This window comes from Dysgonomonas sp. Marseille-P4677, assembly GCF_016652235.1.
Taxonomy (GTDB): Bacteria; Bacteroidota; Bacteroidia; order Bacteroidales; family Dysgonomonadaceae; genus Dysgonomonas.
Window position 1 is genome coordinate 150,714 of sequence record NZ_JAEPKU010000001.1, and the last position, 19,993, is coordinate 170,706.

Annotated in this window: 18 protein-coding genes; 5 read left to right on the top strand and 13 right to left on the bottom strand. The window is 37.0% G+C overall.

What is annotated here, in order from left to right:
* Positions 1 to 89: 89 nt before the first annotated feature.
* The 13 genes from JGH11_RS00695 to lysS form a co-directional block, all read right to left on the bottom strand.
* Positions 90 to 908 (bottom strand): lysophospholipid acyltransferase family protein, encoded by an 819-nt coding sequence (locus JGH11_RS00695; protein ID WP_201109631.1) that lies wholly within the window; start codon positions 906 to 908, stop codon positions 90 to 92.
* A 10-nt stretch (positions 909 to 918) separates the two neighbouring features.
* Positions 919 to 1,854 carry a phosphatase PAP2 family protein gene (locus JGH11_RS00700; RefSeq protein WP_201109632.1) on the bottom strand — a complete coding sequence of 312 codons (936 nt, stop codon included), beginning with the start codon at positions 1,852 to 1,854 and terminating at the stop codon, positions 919 to 921.
* The gene (locus tag JGH11_RS00705; RefSeq protein WP_201109633.1) at positions 1,855 to 2,604 is read right to left on the bottom strand and encodes a CDP-alcohol phosphatidyltransferase family protein; all 750 of its coding nucleotides are present in this window, start codon (positions 2,602 to 2,604) and stop codon (positions 1,855 to 1,857) included.
* A gap of 60 nt (positions 2,605 to 2,664) precedes the next feature.
* Positions 2,665 to 3,228 carry a GtrA family protein gene (locus JGH11_RS00710; protein WP_201109634.1) on the bottom strand — a complete coding sequence of 188 codons (564 nt, stop codon included), beginning with the start codon at positions 3,226 to 3,228 and terminating at the stop codon, positions 2,665 to 2,667.
* Complete coding sequence (locus JGH11_RS00715) at positions 3,213 to 3,686, bottom strand: phosphatidylglycerophosphatase A (protein ID WP_201109635.1); 474 nt, start codon at positions 3,684 to 3,686, stop codon at positions 3,213 to 3,215. Before JGH11_RS00715 ends, JGH11_RS00710 begins: the two co-directional genes overlap by 16 nt.
* 109 nt (positions 3,687 to 3,795) lie before the next feature.
* Positions 3,796 to 4,677 (bottom strand): hypothetical protein, encoded by an 882-nt coding sequence (locus JGH11_RS00720; protein ID WP_201109636.1) that lies wholly within the window; start codon positions 4,675 to 4,677, stop codon positions 3,796 to 3,798.
* Between the two features lies 1 nt (position 4,678).
* Entirely contained in the window at positions 4,679 to 5,374 is a 696-nt protein-coding gene (locus JGH11_RS00725) for a sugar phosphate nucleotidyltransferase (protein ID WP_201109637.1), read from the bottom strand.
* 51 nt (positions 5,375 to 5,425) lie between these two features.
* Positions 5,426 to 6,508 carry a 4-hydroxythreonine-4-phosphate dehydrogenase PdxA gene (gene pdxA / locus JGH11_RS00730; protein WP_201109638.1) on the bottom strand — a complete coding sequence of 361 codons (1,083 nt, stop codon included), beginning with the start codon at positions 6,506 to 6,508 and terminating at the stop codon, positions 5,426 to 5,428.
* Positions 6,509 to 6,517: 9 nt separating this feature from the next.
* On the bottom strand, positions 6,518 to 7,183 hold the full coding sequence (locus JGH11_RS00735; RefSeq protein ID WP_201109639.1) for a hypothetical protein: 666 nt from the start codon (positions 7,181 to 7,183) through the stop codon (positions 6,518 to 6,520).
* Positions 7,173 to 8,207, bottom strand: coding sequence for a 23S rRNA (adenine(2503)-C(2))-methyltransferase RlmN (gene rlmN, locus JGH11_RS00740; RefSeq protein WP_201109640.1), 1,035 nt, complete (start codon positions 8,205 to 8,207; stop codon positions 7,173 to 7,175). Before rlmN ends, JGH11_RS00735 begins: the two co-directional genes overlap by 11 nt.
* A gap of 74 nt (positions 8,208 to 8,281) precedes the next feature.
* Entirely contained in the window at positions 8,282 to 9,628 is a 1,347-nt protein-coding gene (locus tag JGH11_RS00745) for a glucose-6-phosphate isomerase (protein WP_201109641.1), read from the bottom strand.
* A gap of 9 nt (positions 9,629 to 9,637) precedes the next feature.
* Positions 9,638 to 10,636: an NAD(P)H-dependent glycerol-3-phosphate dehydrogenase gene (locus JGH11_RS00750; RefSeq protein WP_201109642.1), complete on the bottom strand. Its 999-nt coding sequence runs from the start codon at positions 10,634 to 10,636 to the stop codon at positions 9,638 to 9,640.
* Between the two features lie 31 nt (positions 10,637 to 10,667).
* Positions 10,668 to 12,395: a lysine--tRNA ligase gene (lysS, locus tag JGH11_RS00755; RefSeq protein ID WP_201109643.1), complete on the bottom strand. Its 1,728-nt coding sequence runs from the start codon at positions 12,393 to 12,395 to the stop codon at positions 10,668 to 10,670.
* A gap of 276 nt (positions 12,396 to 12,671) precedes the next feature.
* Between lysS and JGH11_RS00760 the strand changes: the two genes are divergently transcribed.
* From JGH11_RS00760 to JGH11_RS00780, 5 genes are all read left to right on the top strand, one after another.
* Positions 12,672 to 14,042, top strand: a complete 1,371-nt coding sequence (locus JGH11_RS00760) for an MATE family efflux transporter (protein ID WP_201109644.1) — start codon at positions 12,672 to 12,674, stop codon at positions 14,040 to 14,042.
* Positions 14,039 to 15,469: a TldD/PmbA family protein gene (locus JGH11_RS00765; RefSeq protein WP_201109645.1), complete on the top strand. Its 1,431-nt coding sequence runs from the start codon at positions 14,039 to 14,041 to the stop codon at positions 15,467 to 15,469. Before JGH11_RS00760 ends, JGH11_RS00765 begins: the two co-directional genes overlap by 4 nt.
* The gene (locus JGH11_RS00770; RefSeq protein WP_201109646.1) at positions 15,470 to 16,789 is read left to right on the top strand and encodes a TldD/PmbA family protein; all 1,320 of its coding nucleotides are present in this window, start codon (positions 15,470 to 15,472) and stop codon (positions 16,787 to 16,789) included.
* A 3-nt stretch (positions 16,790 to 16,792) separates the two neighbouring features.
* Positions 16,793 to 18,244 (top strand): glycoside hydrolase family 10 protein, encoded by a 1,452-nt coding sequence (locus JGH11_RS00775; RefSeq protein WP_201109647.1) that lies wholly within the window; start codon positions 16,793 to 16,795, stop codon positions 18,242 to 18,244.
* A gap of 373 nt (positions 18,245 to 18,617) precedes the next feature.
* The gene (locus tag JGH11_RS00780) at positions 18,618 to 19,976 is read left to right on the top strand and encodes an NAD(P)/FAD-dependent oxidoreductase (protein ID WP_201109648.1); all 1,359 of its coding nucleotides are present in this window, start codon (positions 18,618 to 18,620) and stop codon (positions 19,974 to 19,976) included.
* Positions 19,977 to 19,993 lie beyond the last annotated feature (17 nt).

Sequence of the window (19,993 nt, forward strand, 5' to 3'; positions counted from 1 at the left end):
TTGTATTATTGATTAGTTAATCAATAATGTTTTTGTGTCGGGAAAATAGGCATTATATTTATCCTTTTACTGATAAATTGCTTATATTATCATTTCATAGCGTAAGTTTTGGCTTTCAGAAACTCTCCAAATTCCTTTATATCTGTAAACTTAGCCTGTTCTTCAACTGAAATTGGTTTGCCGAAGCGTACATAAATGGTTTTTCCTCGCTTATTTGTAGTTTCATGTAGTAAGCGTACTGTACGAATCTTCCAGCTTATAAAGCCTAAAGTGCGATATATCCATGAGTTACTACCTGATATATACATGGGAATAACAGGGACCTTTGCTTTTTTTATAAGCTTAAGTACTGTCGGCTGCCATTCACGATCTTCGGTTTTGGTCAGATGGTTTGTAGAAACGCCTCCGGCAGGAAAGAGGCCTAGTGGATGACCTTCATGCAAATGTTCGAGGCATTGCTTCACTCCTCCCAGGCTGGACTTTAGTTCTGCCATCTTATTTCCTTTGGCATAAGGGTTAACACCAATAAAGTGCTCATCCATTGTGTCTATCTGGCTTAGCATCCAGTTTACCATCATCTTATAGTCTCTCCGTTTGCCTGCGACTGCACTGATCGCAATTATCCCGTCTATATGGCCTATAGGATGATTTGAAACCGTGATAAACGGCCCATCTTTGAATGTATCAAGTACTTCATAGTTCTCAAATTTTCGGATAATACCCATTTTATCGAGCATATCATTCACAAATTCGAGTCCTGTATATTGTTTCGAAGCATCATAAATAGCATTTACTTTATTTAGACCTCCGACCTTAAAAACGATGTTTAAAAGTGTTTCGCCAAAACGACCTTTGAATATAGGGTGTATATTCCTTATAGCATCTCTGGTTATTAACTTCTCCTTCATTCGATCTTATTTATTTTATATAGTTCAGATATTTATCGAAAAACATCTTAAACCAATTCAGTTTCATTAAAACATATTCAAATAGCGCAATTCCGGCTAATGCACATAAAATGCCTAACAACACATCTATGATATAATGATGTGACGAATAGACCGCTGTGAACCATATTCCAATTAAGAATATACTGATAACAGAGAGAATTCCCCAGTTACATTTCTTTTTTATGGCATAAAAGAGCACAACAACTAAGTAGGCAGAGTGAAGAGACGGAACGGCAGCGAAAACATTCGCATTACGTCCATATATAGAGTCGAATAAAGGAATACCCAGTAAAGCATCAAAGCGTGCGAGCCCTGCCATATTTCCGGGCGTATTTAATATCGGTTCGAAGCCATAATTGATAGCATACCAAGGTGGTGCAGCTGGATAGATATAATAAAAAGTAAAGCCCAATAGGTTAACTAATAGAAAGACCATTGCAAATCTTAAATATATATTTCTATCTTTTAGGCAATACAAATACATTCCAAAGGCAATGGGTACAGGTACCCAGCCAAGATAAAATATTCCGGCAAGAAAGTCACCTATAGGAGTATTATGGATTGCGAAGTATTCGCATGGTATAAGAATCTGTCCGTCGATATGTATTCCAAATAAGAATTTCTCAAGATTGTACAGATTTTCAACATCTATAGGGTTTACCATATAATTAGGATAAACGCGCATCCAATCGTATGATATCCCAAAGATAAGAAATGGTAGCAGACCAACTGCTAGTTTACGAGTCTTTTCATTTGCAAAGAATAATAAGAGGAAAAGAACTATTAGAAAAAAGTGTTCGGGACGAAACCCTACGAAAGTAGCTGTCAACAGAGAGAAAACTACTGTTATTACTAACACTACAATACCTTCCTTCGCGGAAGGTAAAGAAAATTTCATCTTCATTTATTTACTCTCCTGTTTATCTAATTTATCTTGTTCCTGTAATACTCTTTTACAATGTCTTAAACGATTGATAGCTGTTATGTTAGAAAATACAGCGACAAAGGCGATAGGAATCACCATGATTAATATAGGCTCAAATAATGGAATACTTTCTTTGGATGGTATTGCTACACGATAGTGAGGAAAGAAGTAATCGAATAGGCCACAGAAAATACATCCTAAAGCAATCGTTACTACTCGCTCAGGACGTTGCATAAAGCCTCCCTTGCACTCTATGCCTAATCCTTCGGCTCGGGCTCGCACATAGCTCACCATCATGGAGCCTATAAGTGCAATAAAAGCAAATAATGAACTGAAAAAATATCCTTGGAGGATAAGATAGTAGCATATTCCAAATAATACTATAAGTTCACTATAACGATCTAGTACAGAATCGAACAAGGCGCCATACCGTGAACTCATTTTGCCTACACGCGCCACTTGGCCATCCATCATGTCGAAAAGACCAGCGAACAATATGACAAAGCCTCCCCAGCCAACAAAAGACAGATCTCCTTCATGACCATAAGTATTTCCAAAAAATAATTTGCCCCTCATAGCTCCGCAAATGAAAATGATACAAGCTACTATGTTTAGTATCAATCCTGTAGCTGTTATAAAGTTAGGGGTAATCCCTATTTTAACCATTCCTCGGACAATGGGGTCAATAATCTTATAAATTATTTGTTGAGCGATATCTCTAGCCTTCATATCTGTATCCTTTCCATTTTTTAAGATTTATATATAACATTACCATCATATAAGAGATTTCTATAGGTTGCCAATATGTTTTTGGTTATCCTCTATATCGTTATCATCCTTATCTGATGATTCAGTATTGTTCCGCATAAAGTATTTTCTGTAATTTCTGTTTTTGTAAACAAAAAGGCGCTGCATGTTGTAATTCCAGCCAAAACCAACAATCAGCGACACAATTATCTTAGGTACTAAGAATATATTATTTACAATAATGTCAGGTAGGCTTTCCATCGGAATCCAGTCCATGACCAATTCGGTAACAAGTACAGTGCCTTCTCTGTTGAGAAAAAGATTGACGATCCAAACCATCAGGTATTTAATTGCCACATACTGTATTTTGCTATCCTGAGCCTTAAATGTCCATTTGTAGTTTATAATACAGTTTACAATACCTCCCGAAATATTACCGAAAAGTGTTGCATTACCGTAAAAAATGCCAAAAATGTTGGTTAGCAAAATTGTTACAGTAAAATCCGTCAAACTTGATATTTGCGAAGAAAACTGTGCCCTTAAAAACATGAATATCCCACCTTTTTCGGAGATGGTCTTTGTAATCTTCTTTATCCAATCAGCCATTTTAAAACCAATAATATTAAAAGACTGTATATACCAGCTAGAATATCATCCATCATAACTCCCCAGCCTCCTTTTAGATTCTCCATTTTTCTTATTCCTAATGGTTTGAAGATATCAAACAATCGAAATAGGACAAATGCCAGTAATGCATAGTATAGATTGCCGTTATCTACCGCCAAAAGCGGAATCCAAACACCTACCATTTCATCTACTACTATACGTGAAGGATCTTTACCCCATGCAGGTTCTAAGACATTTGAAGACCAAACGCCTAGAATAGTAAATATAACGATCAGTCCAAGAGTGATAAGAAGTAAGGGACAGGAAGATATAAAGAATGATAAGATTAACCAAATAATCGTAGCCAAGGCAGCTCCAGCAGTGCCAGGAGCATAAGGCGAGAATCCGGAACCAAAACCGGAAGCTATAATTATATGAAAAAGGGGTTTCTGTTTCATCTACTGCAAATAAAGCACAAAGTTATCAAAAAAGTGTTGAATTAAAAAGTCGTAATCTATATAATTTTACCTCAGTCAAAATGCTATTATTTATCTATAATACAATATGTTAATGTGCTATAGCAGAGGGTGATGACTCAGATATTTTTTGAGAAATGCGCTGGGCTATGTACGGAATAGCTTGTTCACGGCAAGGAGCAAAGCTAGGCCAGTCATTAAAATCTATGATCTTAAAAGACCCGTCTGCGGCTATAATACAATCTCCGCCGTATATATCTACATCTAATATATCTCCGGCTTTATTACAAGCCTCTTTCAAAGCGTTTATATCAAAAGAGAACTCTTTAGCTTCCCCATTTATGGCTTCAAGGCCAAATTTAGTTAGACTCAAATCGTAAGGATAGAACCAATAAAAAAACTCCGTTCCTGCAACACCGTAGAATTTCACCAGATCGCCTACTAGGTGTTCATTTATAACAGCATTAGGTATGTCCCTAAAAGCAAATTCTTGTAAAATTGATTTTGCCTCCGGAATATTCCGTGCATAAGTAACATCTTCTCGGTGTATAGTATGCGAATCGCCTCGTTTTACCCAAAAGGCATTAGTACTCATGCTGGTAAGGGCATCGGTAGGATCGTCGGTCACTTCAGCAATGATGCTTTTGGGGTGGGGGACGCCGTTATCAAGAAGTAAGCGTGTCATCTGTTCTCTCGTACAATTTTCTATTCCTGATGCAGGGTTGATTATTATAGCTCCATCTTTTTCGCATTCTTTCAAACGCTTTAAAGTAGTCTTTTCACGAGCCATATTAAAAATATACATTTCTTTTTCCTGACTGAGGACAAATTCCGATTCGGTATATTCACTCACATCATATCCCATATTACGAAGGTATTCGGCTGTCATGCTAAAAATCATGCCATCATTTCCAATATGGTTAGGTGAATATTTTGTATTCCTTTTGACTCCTGCTATTCTTATCTGAGACATCTTAGTTTTTTAGAAATTGTTCTGCTTTATCGATATCTTCCGCATGATCGACATCTATAATTTTAGTAAATGGGTAAGCTTTTAAATTCAGATTATCAGCAACTAATTGTCGCTGGAAATTACGCATGCGCACTTGTCCTGCATTTAGACAAGATTCAAGTGTATCAATTGCTTTTGGAGTAAGCCCGTAGATGCCTCCTGATATATATTTACATTTGCTCGAATCATCTAAGAATGCTTGTATATTCATTTGTTCATCAATATCCACATATAATGGTTTTTCATCATCTATAAAGCTGGTAACTACCATCATACCATCGTTGCTATCATCATTTATGAATGCTTTTATGTAGCGAGTAAATTCATCCTCCTTAAATACTGTATCAACAGTAGTCAGACAAAATTTACCATCTCGAAGAAAATTCCGAAGTTCAAAAAAACTATGCATTGAACTAGGTGTAGATTTAACTACAACATTCAATGGTACATTCATTTTAAGTTGGGAGACATGCTCCTGAACCTCTGTCATTTCTTCGTTCACTATTATACTTATGGATGTGGCATCATTATTAAGAAAAATGTCGATCAAACGCCGAATCAATTCCTTCCCGTTAACCTTTACTAAAGGTTTTGGCAAAGTAATACCTTCTTGTACTAATCTAGATCCTTCTCCTGCTGCAATTATAGCATAATTCATGAAAAACAACGTATTTTAACTAAATAGTGATTTAGTTGTTAGAAAAAGATTTTATTCTTCTTTAGTCAAATCTAATACTTCATTATCTCCTCCTCTTTCGATATATAGTTTCCTTAATGGATTGGCATGGGCTATATCGTATTCGATTCTGTTGCCAAATGTATCTATTGCCATATATATTGCTTGGCGGAATGATTCTTCTGAAGCCTCGTTTTTCCCTGCAATTCCATAAGCAGTTCCATGGGCGGGTGAAGTACGTATGATAGGTAATCCAGCTGTAAAATTAACACCATCTTCCATTGCTAAGGTTTTAAATGGAGCAAGGCCTTGGTCGTGATACATCGCTAATATACCATCGAATTTAGTGAATTCACCTGCACCGAAAAAACCATCAGCCGGATAAGGTCCGAAGCAAAGTATTTTCTTTTCTTGTAATTCTTTTATAGATGGAATAATAATATCATTCTCTTCATTCCCCAATAAGCCATTTTCGCCAGCATGAGGATTTAAAGATAATATGGCTATGCGTGGTTTACCTATTTTGAAGTCACGTTTTAAACTCTTTTCGAAACGTGTGGCCGAGTCAATTATCTTCTCTTTTGTAAGTGATTTGGAAACATCAGCTAGAGGTATATGCCCTGTAACTAGAGCTATTCTTAAGGAATCTTTTACTAATATCATCAGGCTTTTGTCTCCATCACTACCAAACCGTTCTTCCAGATATTCGGTATGTCCGGGAAAATGAAAATCTTCACGTTGGATATTGTGTTTATTAATTGGAGCGGTAACTAAAACATCTATCCGTCCTTCCTTAAGATCGGCAACTGCTTTTTCAAGAGATTGGAATGCGGATTCCCCTGCTATCGAAGTAGATTGTCCTATTTCGACCTTAGTATCTTCACTGATACAGTTCAATATATTCACTTTATTTACAACTGCATCCCCAGCATTATTTATCTGATTAAAAGAAACAGACTGCAATTCCATCGCTTTACGATGGTATGCTGCAACTTTTGCCGAACCATATATAACCGGGATACAAATTTCCGCCATGCGGATATCCGCAAATGTTTTAAGGATGACTTCATAGCCAATCCCGTTTATATCACCTTGTGTTATTCCTACTTTTATCATAAATTGAATTTATTTTTCAGATTGTATTACCTGTAGCCATTGCTCTGCGAGAATCTCAACGTATTCAACGAAAGATTTGGCTTTGTCATATTGATAAATAGTACATAAAGGATGCCCTTTATGGGGAGTAATTTCGAAAGGAGAATAGTCATCATGCAGATAGACAAAGACCTCCTTTGTCTTATGACTATAAAATGTTGTATTTCCATTTGCTTCGAGTGCAAAAGTCAGAAATTCGGATGTATTCAACGGTTCTAGCCCCTGCTCTTTACATTCATTTATATAATTGTCTTCCCAGCCTCCAATACCAATAGTGGAATCGACAAGAGAGAATGTAAATTCATTTGCATCTATAAAACTGTTGGCTTCCTTGGTACTATCTGTCAGCCAATAATCGATAATTCCACCTACAGTTTGAGATAGCAAGATATGTTCGGGTATAATGTTTCGTCCTTGAGGGACACAATGTTCTAGTTTGCACAACCATCCGGCAGTACTACCTTCTTCTCTTGTCCATATGTATTGCCGAAAACGTTGATTACCATTCAGCGTAAACTCTACCTTATATGCTTTATCCAGTAAACGAGCCATTTTGGGGAAAAGAGTAATGAATTCTTGCGAAAGGATTACCTTTCCATCGTGTATTCCATTAAATGTTGCCTGATTATTTTTCATTTTTCTTCCCTTTCATAGTTGATAACATACCGCATGCTGCAAATATATCTTCACCTCGCGAAGCCCGTATAGTACTTGTTACACCTTTGCTTGTCAGAAAATCTCTAAAAGCTTCCATTTTTTCCTTAGTCGAGGTTTTTAGGTCTACATTGGGAATGGCATGGAAACGGATCAAGTTTACTCGACATTCGATACCTCTTAATATCTGAGCCAATTCTTTGGCATATACCAAAGAATCATTAAAATTATCGAACATTATATATTCGAAGGACAATCGTCTTTGCTTTGTCCAATCATATTGTCTTAATAAATCCATTACTCCTTCTATCGGAAAAGCCTTTTCGGCAGGCATAATAGACAAGCGTTGTTCTTTCTCCGGGCTATGAATACTTATAGCCAAATGAGCATTACTTTCGTCCAGAAAACGTTTTAGTTTGGGAGTTACTCCCGTTGTCGAGACAGTTATCCGTTTCGGGCTCCAAGCCAATCCATAATCGGCAGTCATTATTTCGAGCGTTTTTTTCAATTGTTCGTAATTGTCTAAGGGTTCACCCATTCCCATAAAGACAACATTTGTCAATTTTTCAGCCTCACGAACAGAATATAGCTGATTGAGTATTTCATTTGCTGTCAGATTTCCGTTAAAGCCCTGTTTGCCCGTCATGCAAAACAGACAGTTCATTTTACAGCCAACTTGCGAAGACACACAAAGTGTGGCTCTGTCGTCTTCTGGTATCATAACAGCCTCGATAAGCTTATCGTTCTCTGTTTTGAATAAATATTTGACAGTTCCGTCTACAGATTCCTGAAATTCAAGAGGATTGTATCGGCCAACATCGTACTTCTCTGCCAATATAGTTCTGTTGGCCAGAGAAATATTAGTCATCTCTTCTATAGATGTTATTCTTTTTTTATATACCCAGTCAGCAAGTTGTTTTGCCGCAAATCTAGGTAGTCCACACTCCCCTACCACACTATAGAAATCTTCCATAGTCATACCGAGCAAGTGTTTTTTTTCTGCCATATATTTAATTGTTTTGCTTAGAACTCTAGCTTATAGCCTTCTGTAAACTATAAGCTAGCGGTTCAAGACTTTTGTTATAATCTTTTCTTAATAGCTTCGCTCTCTTTCTCAAAGCCAGGTTTGTCAAGAAGAGCAAACATATTTTTTTTATAAGCTTCTACTCCCGGTTGGTCGAATGGATTTACATTTAAAATATATCCACTTATACCGCAGGCTTTTTCGAAGAAGTAGAGTAATTGTCCAATACTATATTCATCTAATTTAGGAAGTTCAACCTTAATATTCGGAACACCACCGTCAACGTGAGCAATTTGAGTCCCCAACTCAGCCATTTTATTAACGAAATCGACACGTTTACCGGCAAGGAAATTTAATCCGTCCAGATTTTCTTCGTCTGTAGGAACAGTCAATGTTTCGTTTGGTTGAGTTACTGAAATCACTGTTTCGAAGATAGAACGCTCACCCTCCTGTATCCATTGTCCCATTGAGTGAAGGTCGGCTGTGAAATCTACAGCAGCATTGAAAATACCTTTATTTTCTTTTCCTTCGCTTTCGCCATAAAGCTGTTTCCACCATTCAGCGATATAGTGTAATTTAGGATTGAAATTGGCTAGTATTTCTATTTTCTTACCATTCTTATATAGTTCGTTACGAGTAACTGCATAAATTTCAGCAATATTTTTTTCAAACGGTACATCTGGAGCTGTTTCTTTTTCTATGAAAGCGGCACCTGCTACCAATTGACGAATATTTATCCCTGCCAAAGCAATAGGAAGCAAACCTACAGGGGTAAGGACAGAAAAACGTCCGCCCACGTTATCAGGAATAATATATTTTTTGTATCCTTCTTTTGTCGCTAAAGTAAACAAGGCACCTCTTGCTGCATCGGTAATTGCAACGATACGGTGTTTCGCTTCTTCTTTGCCTACTGTTTTTTCCAACTCGGCTTTAAGGATACGGAATGCTAAAGCAGGTTCGGTAGTCGTTCCCGATTTAGAAATATTTACAATACCGAAAGATTTTCCTTTTAGGTAAGCAAGTAATTCTACAAGATAATCTTCTCCTATATTATTGCCTGCATAAAGGATAACAGGAGTCTTGCGGTCGCGCTGCAACCAATCGAAAGCATTAGACAAAGAATCTATGACAGCTCTTGATCCTAAATAGCTACCACCAATACCGATCAATACAACCACTTCACATTTAGCCTGTAAAGCTTTAGCTGTATCTTCTATATCTTTTAGTTCTGCATCGGTGATCGACGATGGGAGGTTTAGCCATCCAAGGAAATCATTTCCTTTTCCTGAACCATTGTGCAGGGTTTCGTTACATTTTTTTGCCAATGCAGCTTGGCTGTTTATATCAGCCTGACTAATAAAATCTAATGTTTTGCTAATGTCTAATTTGATAACCTTATCCATTGTTTTATTTTATTTTAATATTTGTTCTCTCAATATCTTTACTTCTTCACGTGCTGAAGAGTTTTCATATAATATGCGATATACCATATCGGCGATCGGTATATCCACATTGTATTTCTCATTCATCTCGCTAATACATTTTGTTCCATAATAGCCCTCTGCTATCATTTCCATTTCTATCTGTGCTGCTTTTACCGAATAACCTTTACCGATCATAGATCCGAATGTGCGATTACGACTAAAGCTTGAATAACAAGTAACGAGGAGGTCTCCTAGATATGCTGAATCTTGAATACGCCTTGTGATTGGGCAAACAATATCGACAAAACGTTCCATTTCCGATATTGCATTAGATACGATTACAGCCTGAAAGTTATCACCGTATTTCAATCCGTGGCATATGCCTGACGCTATGGCATATACATTCTTTAATACAGCAGCTAATTCAATACCTGCTACATCGTTAGAAACCGAGGCCCGAACGAAGCGGTTATTAAATACTTGTGCTATAGCATGAGCCCTTTTTATATCACTACAAGCAATTGTGGGGTAAGTCAAGCGCTCTAAGGCTATTTCTTCGGCATGACATGGACCGCCAATAATAGCCATATTCTGATCTGGAATGTTGTAATATTCAGTCAGATAGTCTGTCACAAGTAAGTTTTCGGGAGGGATAATACCTTTAATAGCTGATATTACAAATTTGTCGCTTATGCTTACTGTTAATTTTTCAAGATGTCCTTTCAGAAAAGGGGAAGGTACGGCTAAAATCAATGTGTCTGAGGCTTCAACCACCAGGTTGATATCGGAATAGAAAGTTATTCTATCCAGATTGAATTCAACATTTGACAAATAAGATGGATTGTGTCCCGTTTTCTTAAAGTCAGCTATTTGTTCGGGGCGACGCATATACCAATTGATATGCTTACCTTGACTAAGCATAATTTTGGCAAGGGCGGTTGCCCATGTACCACCTCCTAAAATAGCTATTTTACCAGGAAAACTCATGTATTTATAATTTAGTTAGAAATAAGGATGATTAATTAATTTTAGCCACCCAGCTTTCAATATCTTCTACCGAAGGTAATTTCAACTCCAGTTTATACTTTTTATTAATTTCTCCGATATCTTGTCTAATCTTTTGAGGATTTACATCTTTCATATCCTGTATTGTAAAATATCCTGCTTTTTGAATAACAGGAATAAGTTCTTCGGCTATTCCTATTTCCGAATATTTAGCTATAGGGTCTTTCTTTGTTACTTTTTCCGGGCGCATCTGAGGAAAGAACATTACTTCCTGAATGCTTTCCTGCCCAGTCATAAACATAACAAGACGATCCATTCCTATACCAATACCACTTGTTGGAGGCATGCCGTACTCCAATGCACGTAAAAAATCCTGATCGATAAACATTGCTTCATCATCACCCTTTTCGGAAAGTGCCAGTTGGTCTTCGAAGCGGGCGCGTTGATCTATCGGGTCATTCAATTCCGAATAAGCATTTGCCAGTTCTTTCCCGTTTACCATAAGTTCGAAACGTTCTGTAAGTTCCGGATTGTCACGATGCTTTTTAGTTAACGGCGACATTTCTATCGGATAATCGATTATAAATGTAGGCTGAATGTAATTGCCCTCACATTTTTCTCCGAAGATAGCGTCTATGAGTTTACCTTTGCCCATTGTCGCATCTTGTTCTATTTCTAGTTGTTTACATACGTCTCGCAATTGATCTTCATTCATGCCACTTATATCGATACCGGTAAAATGTTTGATGGAATCTATCATAGTAACACGTGGATAAGGAGCCTTATAATCAATTACGTTATTGCCCATCTTTACCTGTGTAGTACCGTGCACATCTGTACAGATTTTCTCCAACATTTTTTCGGTGAAATCCATCATCCAGTTGTAATCTTTATATGCAGCATAAAATTCCATAACGGTAAACTCAGGATTGTGAGTTCTGTCCATACCTTCATTCCGGAAATTACGGGAAAACTCATACACACCATCAAAGCCCCCTACGATCAAGCGCTTCAAATATAGCTCATTTGCAATGCGTAGGTACAAAGGAATATCCAATGCATTATGATGGGTGATAAATGGACGCGCTGTGGCCCCACCCGGAATACTTTGTAATACAGGTGTATCTACTTCTATATAACCATGTCCGTTTAAAAAATCACGCATAGAATTAAAAACCTTTGTGCGTTTAATGAAAGTGTCTTTCACGCCTTCATTCACAACAAGGTCAACATAGCGTTGGCGATAGCGTTGCTCCGGATCGGTAAATCCATCATAAGTAACACCATCTTTAACCTTTACTACTGGAAGTGGGCGTAGAGATTTGCCCAAAACTGTTAGTTCTTCTGCATGAACAGAGATTTCACCCATTTGAGTACGGAATACAAACCCTTTGATGCCAATGAAATCACCTATATCAAGTAATTTTTTGAATACTGTATTATAAAGTTCTTTATTTTCTTCGGGACATAGATCGTCGCGGGATATGTATACTTGTATCCGTCCTTCAGAGTCTTGCAACTCCACAAACGAAGCTTTACCCATAATGCGACGGCCCATAATACGACCGGCTATAGTAACGGGACGGCGGTCTTCCCCATCTTTAAAGTTTTCCTTTATCTCTTTTGAATATGCATTTACGTCATATAACGCTGCCGGATAAGGCTCTATACCCAATGTTCTTAATTCCTCTAAACTCTGTCTGCGAAAAACTTCCTGTTCGCTTAATTCCAATATATTCATTATCAATCTATCTTACAGATTTAATATTTTAAAAATAAAATTCGGTTCATATAAGAATAACCTCGCAAAGTTAGAAAATATAATGACAAATCAGTATCTTACTTCTGTTTTAATAACATAGAATGTTAGAGGATAAGTCTGGTTTTAACAATTAGACTTTGATTGATATACGTAACATTGAAATGTTTTGTTCAAAAAAGTAGCAATATATGTTGTATCTTTGCACCTTCAAAAGATGGGAGGGCTACACTCCTTAACTGTTTAGAAGAAACTCGAATGCTAAAGACTGCAAATATAGATGAATTAGAGAATAAAAAAATAAGTAAACTACTTTGGCAATATGCATTACCGGCTATTGTGGGAACAATGGTCAATGCATTGTATAATATTATAGATCGTATTTATATAGGCCATGGCCCCAATTTGGGGGATCATGCTATAGGTGGTTTAGGTATTGTTCTGCCTATAATGAATCTTACAGCGGCTGTAGGGATGTTGGTTGGTGCAGGTTCTGCAAGTCGAATTTCGATTTGTCTGGGAAGAGGAGATAAGGATACTGCCGAGAAAATTATTGGAAACTCTTTCCTTATGACACTGATACTTACAGGTACCCTCGTGACGATTCTTTTTATGTTTCTGGATACTATTCTTATGCAAATAGGGGCAACCGAAGAAACTTTTCCTTATGCTAAAGAATTTCTTTTATATTATTTACCGGGGAATATTTTTCTTACTATGTGCTTTAATTTCAATAGTATGATGAGAGCTTCGGGATATCCAACAAAGGCCATGTATACTATGCTCATAGGGGTTGTTGCAAACATTATTATTGCACCGATATTTATATTTGTACTGGAATGGGGTATTAAAGGAGCTGCGATTGCAACAATTATATCCATGTTTATAGGGTTATGCTTTGTTATGTATCATTTCATGAATCAGAATAGCATGTTGCGTCTTCGTAAAAGAAATATAAGACTTAATCCTAAAATAGTATGGGCGATTGCAAGTATTGGATTGTCACCGTTTTTTATACAGGTCGCAGCTTCAGCGGTAGCTTTTATAATCAATTCCCGTTTAAAATTATTCGGTGGAAATATTGCGATAGAGGCCTTCGCTATAGCAAATACTTTAGTAATGATTATTATTATGATACTTGTTGGACTGACACAAGGTATGCAACCCATTGTGGGGTATAACTATGGTGCAGGCAAGGTAAATCGTGTGAAGGAAACTCTTAATTACACTATTAAGGTAGGTGTGATAATTGGCAGTGTAGGGCTAGCGATAGGATTATTATTACCAAAATTTGTAGTGTTGCCATTTAATCCATCACCTCCTTTAGCTGTAGAGTCAGCTAAAGCATTGCGTATTATTACAATGATGCTACCTCTCGTTGGGTTTCAGATAGTAGTAACAAACTTTTTTCAATGTATAGGAATGGCAGCTAAGTCTATATTTCTGAGTTTAACTCGTCAATTTCTTCTGCTAATACCCGCATTGTTTATATTACCCGAGTTTTTTGATCTGGATGGTGTGTGGTATTCGTTACCAACTGCAGATGGATTAGCAACATTATTGACAGCTGCAATGTTTATATGGCAGATTAATAAATTTAAAAAAATGGAAGTCGCCGAAAAGCTATGATAGATAAAATTAATAGACAGAATATATTACAGCACTTTTCTGTAACTGAGGATGATTTACAAAAAGTGATTTCTGAAGCCTTGAGTAAAGGAGGGGATTATGCAGATATCTTTTTTGAGCATACTTTTAGTAATAATATTTCTTTAAGAGATGGAGAAGTGAACCGTGCTGCGTCGAATATCGATTTTGGAGCTGGGGTTAGGGTGGTATCAGGTGACCAAACTGGTTATGCTTATGTAGAGAATACAGATATAAAAGACTTGCTAAAAGCCGCACAAACAGCAGCAAGTATTGCAACGATGTCAACTAAAGCGAATAATTCGGTTGAAATTAAGGAGAAGTATTTTCATAACTATTATAAAGTACAAAAAACATGGCTTGATGTATCAGTCGCAGACAAAAAGATCTTTGTGCAGAATTTGAATGACAGGATATTCGAACTTGACTCACGTGTTGTCAAAGCAACTGTAAGTCTTAACGACTCTACTTCATATATTCTCTTTTTCAATTTGGAAGGTATTCTAACGTGGGATTATCGTCCAATGAGCATTATGTCGGGCTCATGCACAATGGAGCAAGATGGCAAAATAGAAAATGGTTATTGTTCACGTGCTTATCGTAAAGGCTTTGAATTTTTGAATGGAAATCTAGTCGAAATTATTGCTAAAGAGGTTGTAGCACAAACATCACTGATGTTTGAGGCAATCAAGCCTAAAGGAGGGGAGATGTCTGTAGTAATGGGAGCAGGAAGTTCCGGTATTTTATTACATGAGGCAATAGGACATACATTCGAAGCTGATTTCAATCGTAAGAATATTTCTATATTTTCAGATCAATTCGGTAAAAAGATATGCTCATCTAATATAAATATAGTAGACGATGGCACAATTGAGTTTGCTCGCGGAGCAATCAATTTTGATGACGAAGGGGTGGAAAGCCAAAAAACATATATTGTAAAAGATGGTATACTTGAGAGTTATTTACATGACCGTATCAGTGCGAAACACTATGGAGTAGCTCCAACAGGGAATGGTCGCCGTCAGTCGTTTCGCTATGCTCCGCTTCCCCGTATGCGTGTAACCTATATGGAACAGGGTGATATTCCTGAAATGGATATTATTGCGTCTGTTAAACAAGGTGTCTATGTGGATAATTTTACAAATGGGCAAGTACAAATAGGTGCAGGAGACTTTACATTTTTTGTAAAAACGGGTTATCTTATTGAAAATGGGAAACTCACTCAGCCGATCAAGGATATAAATATTATAGGAAATGGGCCGCAGGCATTAGCCGATATTACAATGGTAGGCAACAACCTGAAGATAGATGAAGGTGCATGGACCTGTGGAAAAGACGGACAAGGTGTTCCTGTCGGACAAGGATTACCTTCGGTATTAGTCAGTAAATTAACTGTTGGAGGAGAATAAATGATTACTGAACATCATAAAGATATTGCCCAATGGGCGATGAAACTGGCCTTACAGAATGGCTGTCAGTCAGCACGGGTTTCTATTATTACAGGAAATAATAATTCCTTCGAGTATCGTAATACTCAATTGGACAAGTTGCATCAAAGCTCGGAAAATAAGCTGTATATAGAATTGTTTGTTGATGGCAGATATGGAACGTTCTCAACTAACCGCATTGATAAAAATGGACTTGAAGCTTTTATTAAAGAAGGTATAGCTTCAACGAAGTACTTATCGCCAGATATATTTCGTCAACTACCCAATGCAGACAGATATTACAAAGGCAATGGGTCGGATTTAGATCTGTACGACCAATCATTTGACAATATATCTACGGATCAGAAACTGTATATTGCACGGCAGGCTGTTGAGGAGATATATGAATCAGATGAACGGATAATCTCTATTTCGTCTGCGTATGATGATGGTGTAGGTGCTGAGTATATGATTGCCAGCAATGGTTTTGAGGCAGAAAGTTATGATTCTGCATTTAATCTAACGGTTGAAGTTGCTCTCAAAACAAATGGAGATGCCCGTTCAGAATCTTACTGGTTTGATAGTGCGATATATTGGGATGACCTGAAGAAAAATGGTATTGGAAAGAAAGCTTTAGAGCGTGCTCTGAGAAAGATTGGACAGACAAAAATAAAGTCGGGGAGGTATGATTTGTTGTTGGATAATACAACTTCATCCCGATTATTTTCTCCTATAATAAGTGCTATCTATGGAACAGCTCTTCAGCAGAAGAATTCTTTTTTACTAAATAAGTTAGGAGAAAAAATCGCATCTGATAAGCTTACAGTTACTGATACACCTCATCTTAATCGTGCTTTTGGTGCGAGATGGTTTGATGGAGAGGGTGTTGCTACTAAAGAACGTGCTATCATAGAAAAAGGTGTATTGAAAACTTATTTTATAGATACCTACAATTCTTTAAAGATGGATGTTATGCCGACAATTGCTTCCCCATCCATAATTCAGACCGCACAAGGGAACAAAAATCATGATGAGTTGTTACATTCTATACAAAAGGGGATCTGGGTTACCGGATTTAATGGAGGTAACAGTAATTCGACAACCGGGGATTTTTCCTTTGGAGTAGAAGGTTTTTTGATCGAAAATGGTATTGCAACAACTCCTATCAGTGAAATGAATATTACAGGAAACATACTTACATTATGGGAAAATCTCATAGATGTAGGGAACGATCCACGTAATAGTTCTCCATGGAGATTGCCATCCCTCCTATTTAGTGAGGTCAATTTTAGTGGATTATAATATATGAGATTATTATTTATAACAGCATTCTTTCTTTTTTCCATCCTATCTTTTGCCCAAGTTCCCTCTGTTGAGGTCAGAGCAGCATGGTTAACAACAAATTGGGGCTTAGACTGGCCTACTCAGGGGACTAGTGTAAGTAAACAAAAAGAGGAATTACAAAAAATATTAGATCAATTACAAAAAGAGAACTTTAATCTGGTGCTTTTTCAAACAAGAGCACAAGGACGTGTGTTTTACAGATCAAAGTTTGAGCCTCTTAGCGAATACTTCAACCATTCAGATAATTTCGACCCTTTGGCATTTGCTATTGAAGAATGCCACAAAAGAGGTATGGAATGTCATGCTTGGCTTATTACTTATCCTATGGATAAAGCTAAAATAAAATATACAGGTAAAGGTAAAAGACGAAAGAGTACTGTAATTAATAATAAACCGAACTATTATAAAGAAGTAAATGGTACATGGTATCTTGATCCTGGAAGGCCGGAGTCGAGAGAATTAATCACCTCAATAGTCAACGAAATCGTTTCTAATTATGATGTGGATGGCATTCATTTCGATTATATACGTTATCCAAGCAATACTAGGAAGTTTCCTGATGATGATACTTATAAAAAATATGGAAATGGTAAAAGCCTTTATGACTGGCGGCGTGATAATATAACGCAATTAGTTACTGAAGTCTATGACAAAGTAAAGGCGATAAAAAAATGGGTGCAAATAAGCAGCTCTCCATTAGGAAGATATAGGGTATTACAAGATGTGGCTCCAAATGATGGCTGGACAGCATATGAAACCGTTTTTCAAGATGCTGGACATTGGATGAAAAGTGGTAAGCATGATCTCGTTTTCCCAATGATGTATTATCGCGAACATAGATTTTATCCCTTCGTAGATGATTGGGTAGCTAATAGTAATGGACGAATCGTGGTCCCTGGGTTGGGGGTGTATCAGATGGATGAGCAGAACTGGTCATTGCAAGATATTATCGAACAGATGAAATATATACGAGATAATAAGGTTTCGGGAGTAGCTTATTTTAGAACAGGGAATATACTCAATAATCTGAAAGGAATTAAGGACTCTATTCATACTTATTATTCGGCTCCGGCTAAATTACCACCCCTTACCTGGCTTGATAACGAAGCTCCTAATTCACCAATAAATTTACAAGTATATAAAGATAATGCCGGTAATTTGAATATCAAGTGGGATGCTCCTCAAGATAATGAGGATTATACTTACACTGTCTACGCCTATTCATCGGAAGATATTGATATCAGAAATCCTTATAATATATTAATAAGCGGATTGCGAAGTAATAGCTATTCATTTCCAGTTAGTATTGGTGAATTTGGATATTATTATTTTGTTACGGCATCTGATAGGTATCATAACGAGAGTGTAGTTTGTTTTCCTGCCTATTTTTCACATTCTGAAAACGAACAATAAATATTTCTTACATTAAATCAATTTTAGGTTGGCGACAACTTATAGTCGAGCAACTGTATTCATTCCTATTTGTTAAGAATTGATTATTTATATCTATTATAGATAATAATTGAGTAGACACAATGAATGTCTTAGTAATCAGATGGGTTTGTAGGATGAGGGATTTTATTACTTTTACAGATTTATTTAAGTGAGCTAGTTTCTTGAAAACTCTATGCTGTAACTTGTAAAAAGTTTCGGAAAAGAGTATTATATTTGCCATGAGAGGTGCCCGTTCTTCATCGTTCGATTCAAGATCACTTTATTTCTTAACTAAAACTTCTCGCTTTTTAAGCAGTTATTGACCTATTAACCATGTTAAAACTAATTCAGAATGTCTGATAAGAAGAAAATTACGCGTAGAAAATTTATTAAAATTGCAGGAGCAACAAGTGCAGTTGGTATTATAGCAGCAGCCGGTATACACAAACTAACAGAATTTTCAAGTAAAGCAAAAGGTAAAATAGTTATTATAGGAGGGGGAGCTGCCGGTCTTAGTATGGCTGCTTTGTTGGATCGTTGGCTCGAGGAGCCGGATATAACGCTTATAGATCCTTCCGATCGGCAATATTATCAGCCTGGCTTCACCTTGGTTGCATCGGGAGTCTATGAAGCTGATCAAGTATGGAAAAAACAAGAGGATTGTGTTCCTGATAACATAAAATGGGTCAAAGATACAGTCAAAGAAGTGAATCCTGTATCTAATCAGATAATGACCGAGGCAAATGGTAATATTTCGTATGATTTTCTAGTGTTGACACCTGGTCTACAAATAAATTGGGATAAGACAGAGGGTATAACTAAAGAGACGTTGGGAGAAGGAAATGCCCATTCAATTTATGATTTTGATGGGGCTATCAAAACATGGGCTGCCATTCAGAAATTTTCTGAGACAGGAGGTAAGGCTATTTTTACCGATACATATACGAAACATAAATGTGGTGGCGCACCTAAAAAAATATGTCTTTTGACGGAGCATTATACCCGTAAACAGAATACTAGAGAGAAAGCTATTATCAACTACTACACAGCAGAAAAAGCTCTCTATGATGTTCCGTATTATGTTCCCAGACTACTCGAAATCTATAAAGAACGCAATGTAGATATAACTCTTAATACACGTTTGAAAGGAATCGATACGGTAGCAAAACGCGTTTATATGGAGAATATAGAGACAGTGGGAGAGGAAAAGATAGTTACTCCAATCATAGAGGATTATGAATTTTTACATTTTACTCCTCCTATGTCGGCTCCGGATTTTGTTCGTAATTCGGGTTTTTCGTGGACGGAAGGCAAATTAGCGGCTGAAGGCTGGGTGATGGTAGATAAAGAAACTCTGGTACATAAAACGTATTCAAATGTTGTATGTCTTGGTGATTGTGCCGGAATCCCAACCAGTAAAACATCGGCGGCAATACGTAAGCAAGTTCCTGTGGCAGCAATGAACCTGATCTCTTTAATGGAAGGGAAGAGTCCTACTGAAAAATATAATGGTTATGCTGCATGTCCTATTATTACAGACTATGGGCATGTCTTACTCTGTGAGTTTGACTATGATAAGAATCCTCAACCTTCGTTTCCTTTCACGCTTCTCGATATGTCGAAAGAGCAAGCTGCGGCATGGCAATTGAAAGTTAATATGTTAAAGCCTTTATATTACTATGGTATGTTGCATGGGCGTGGATTCTCCTGATTGAGATTGATATAAAT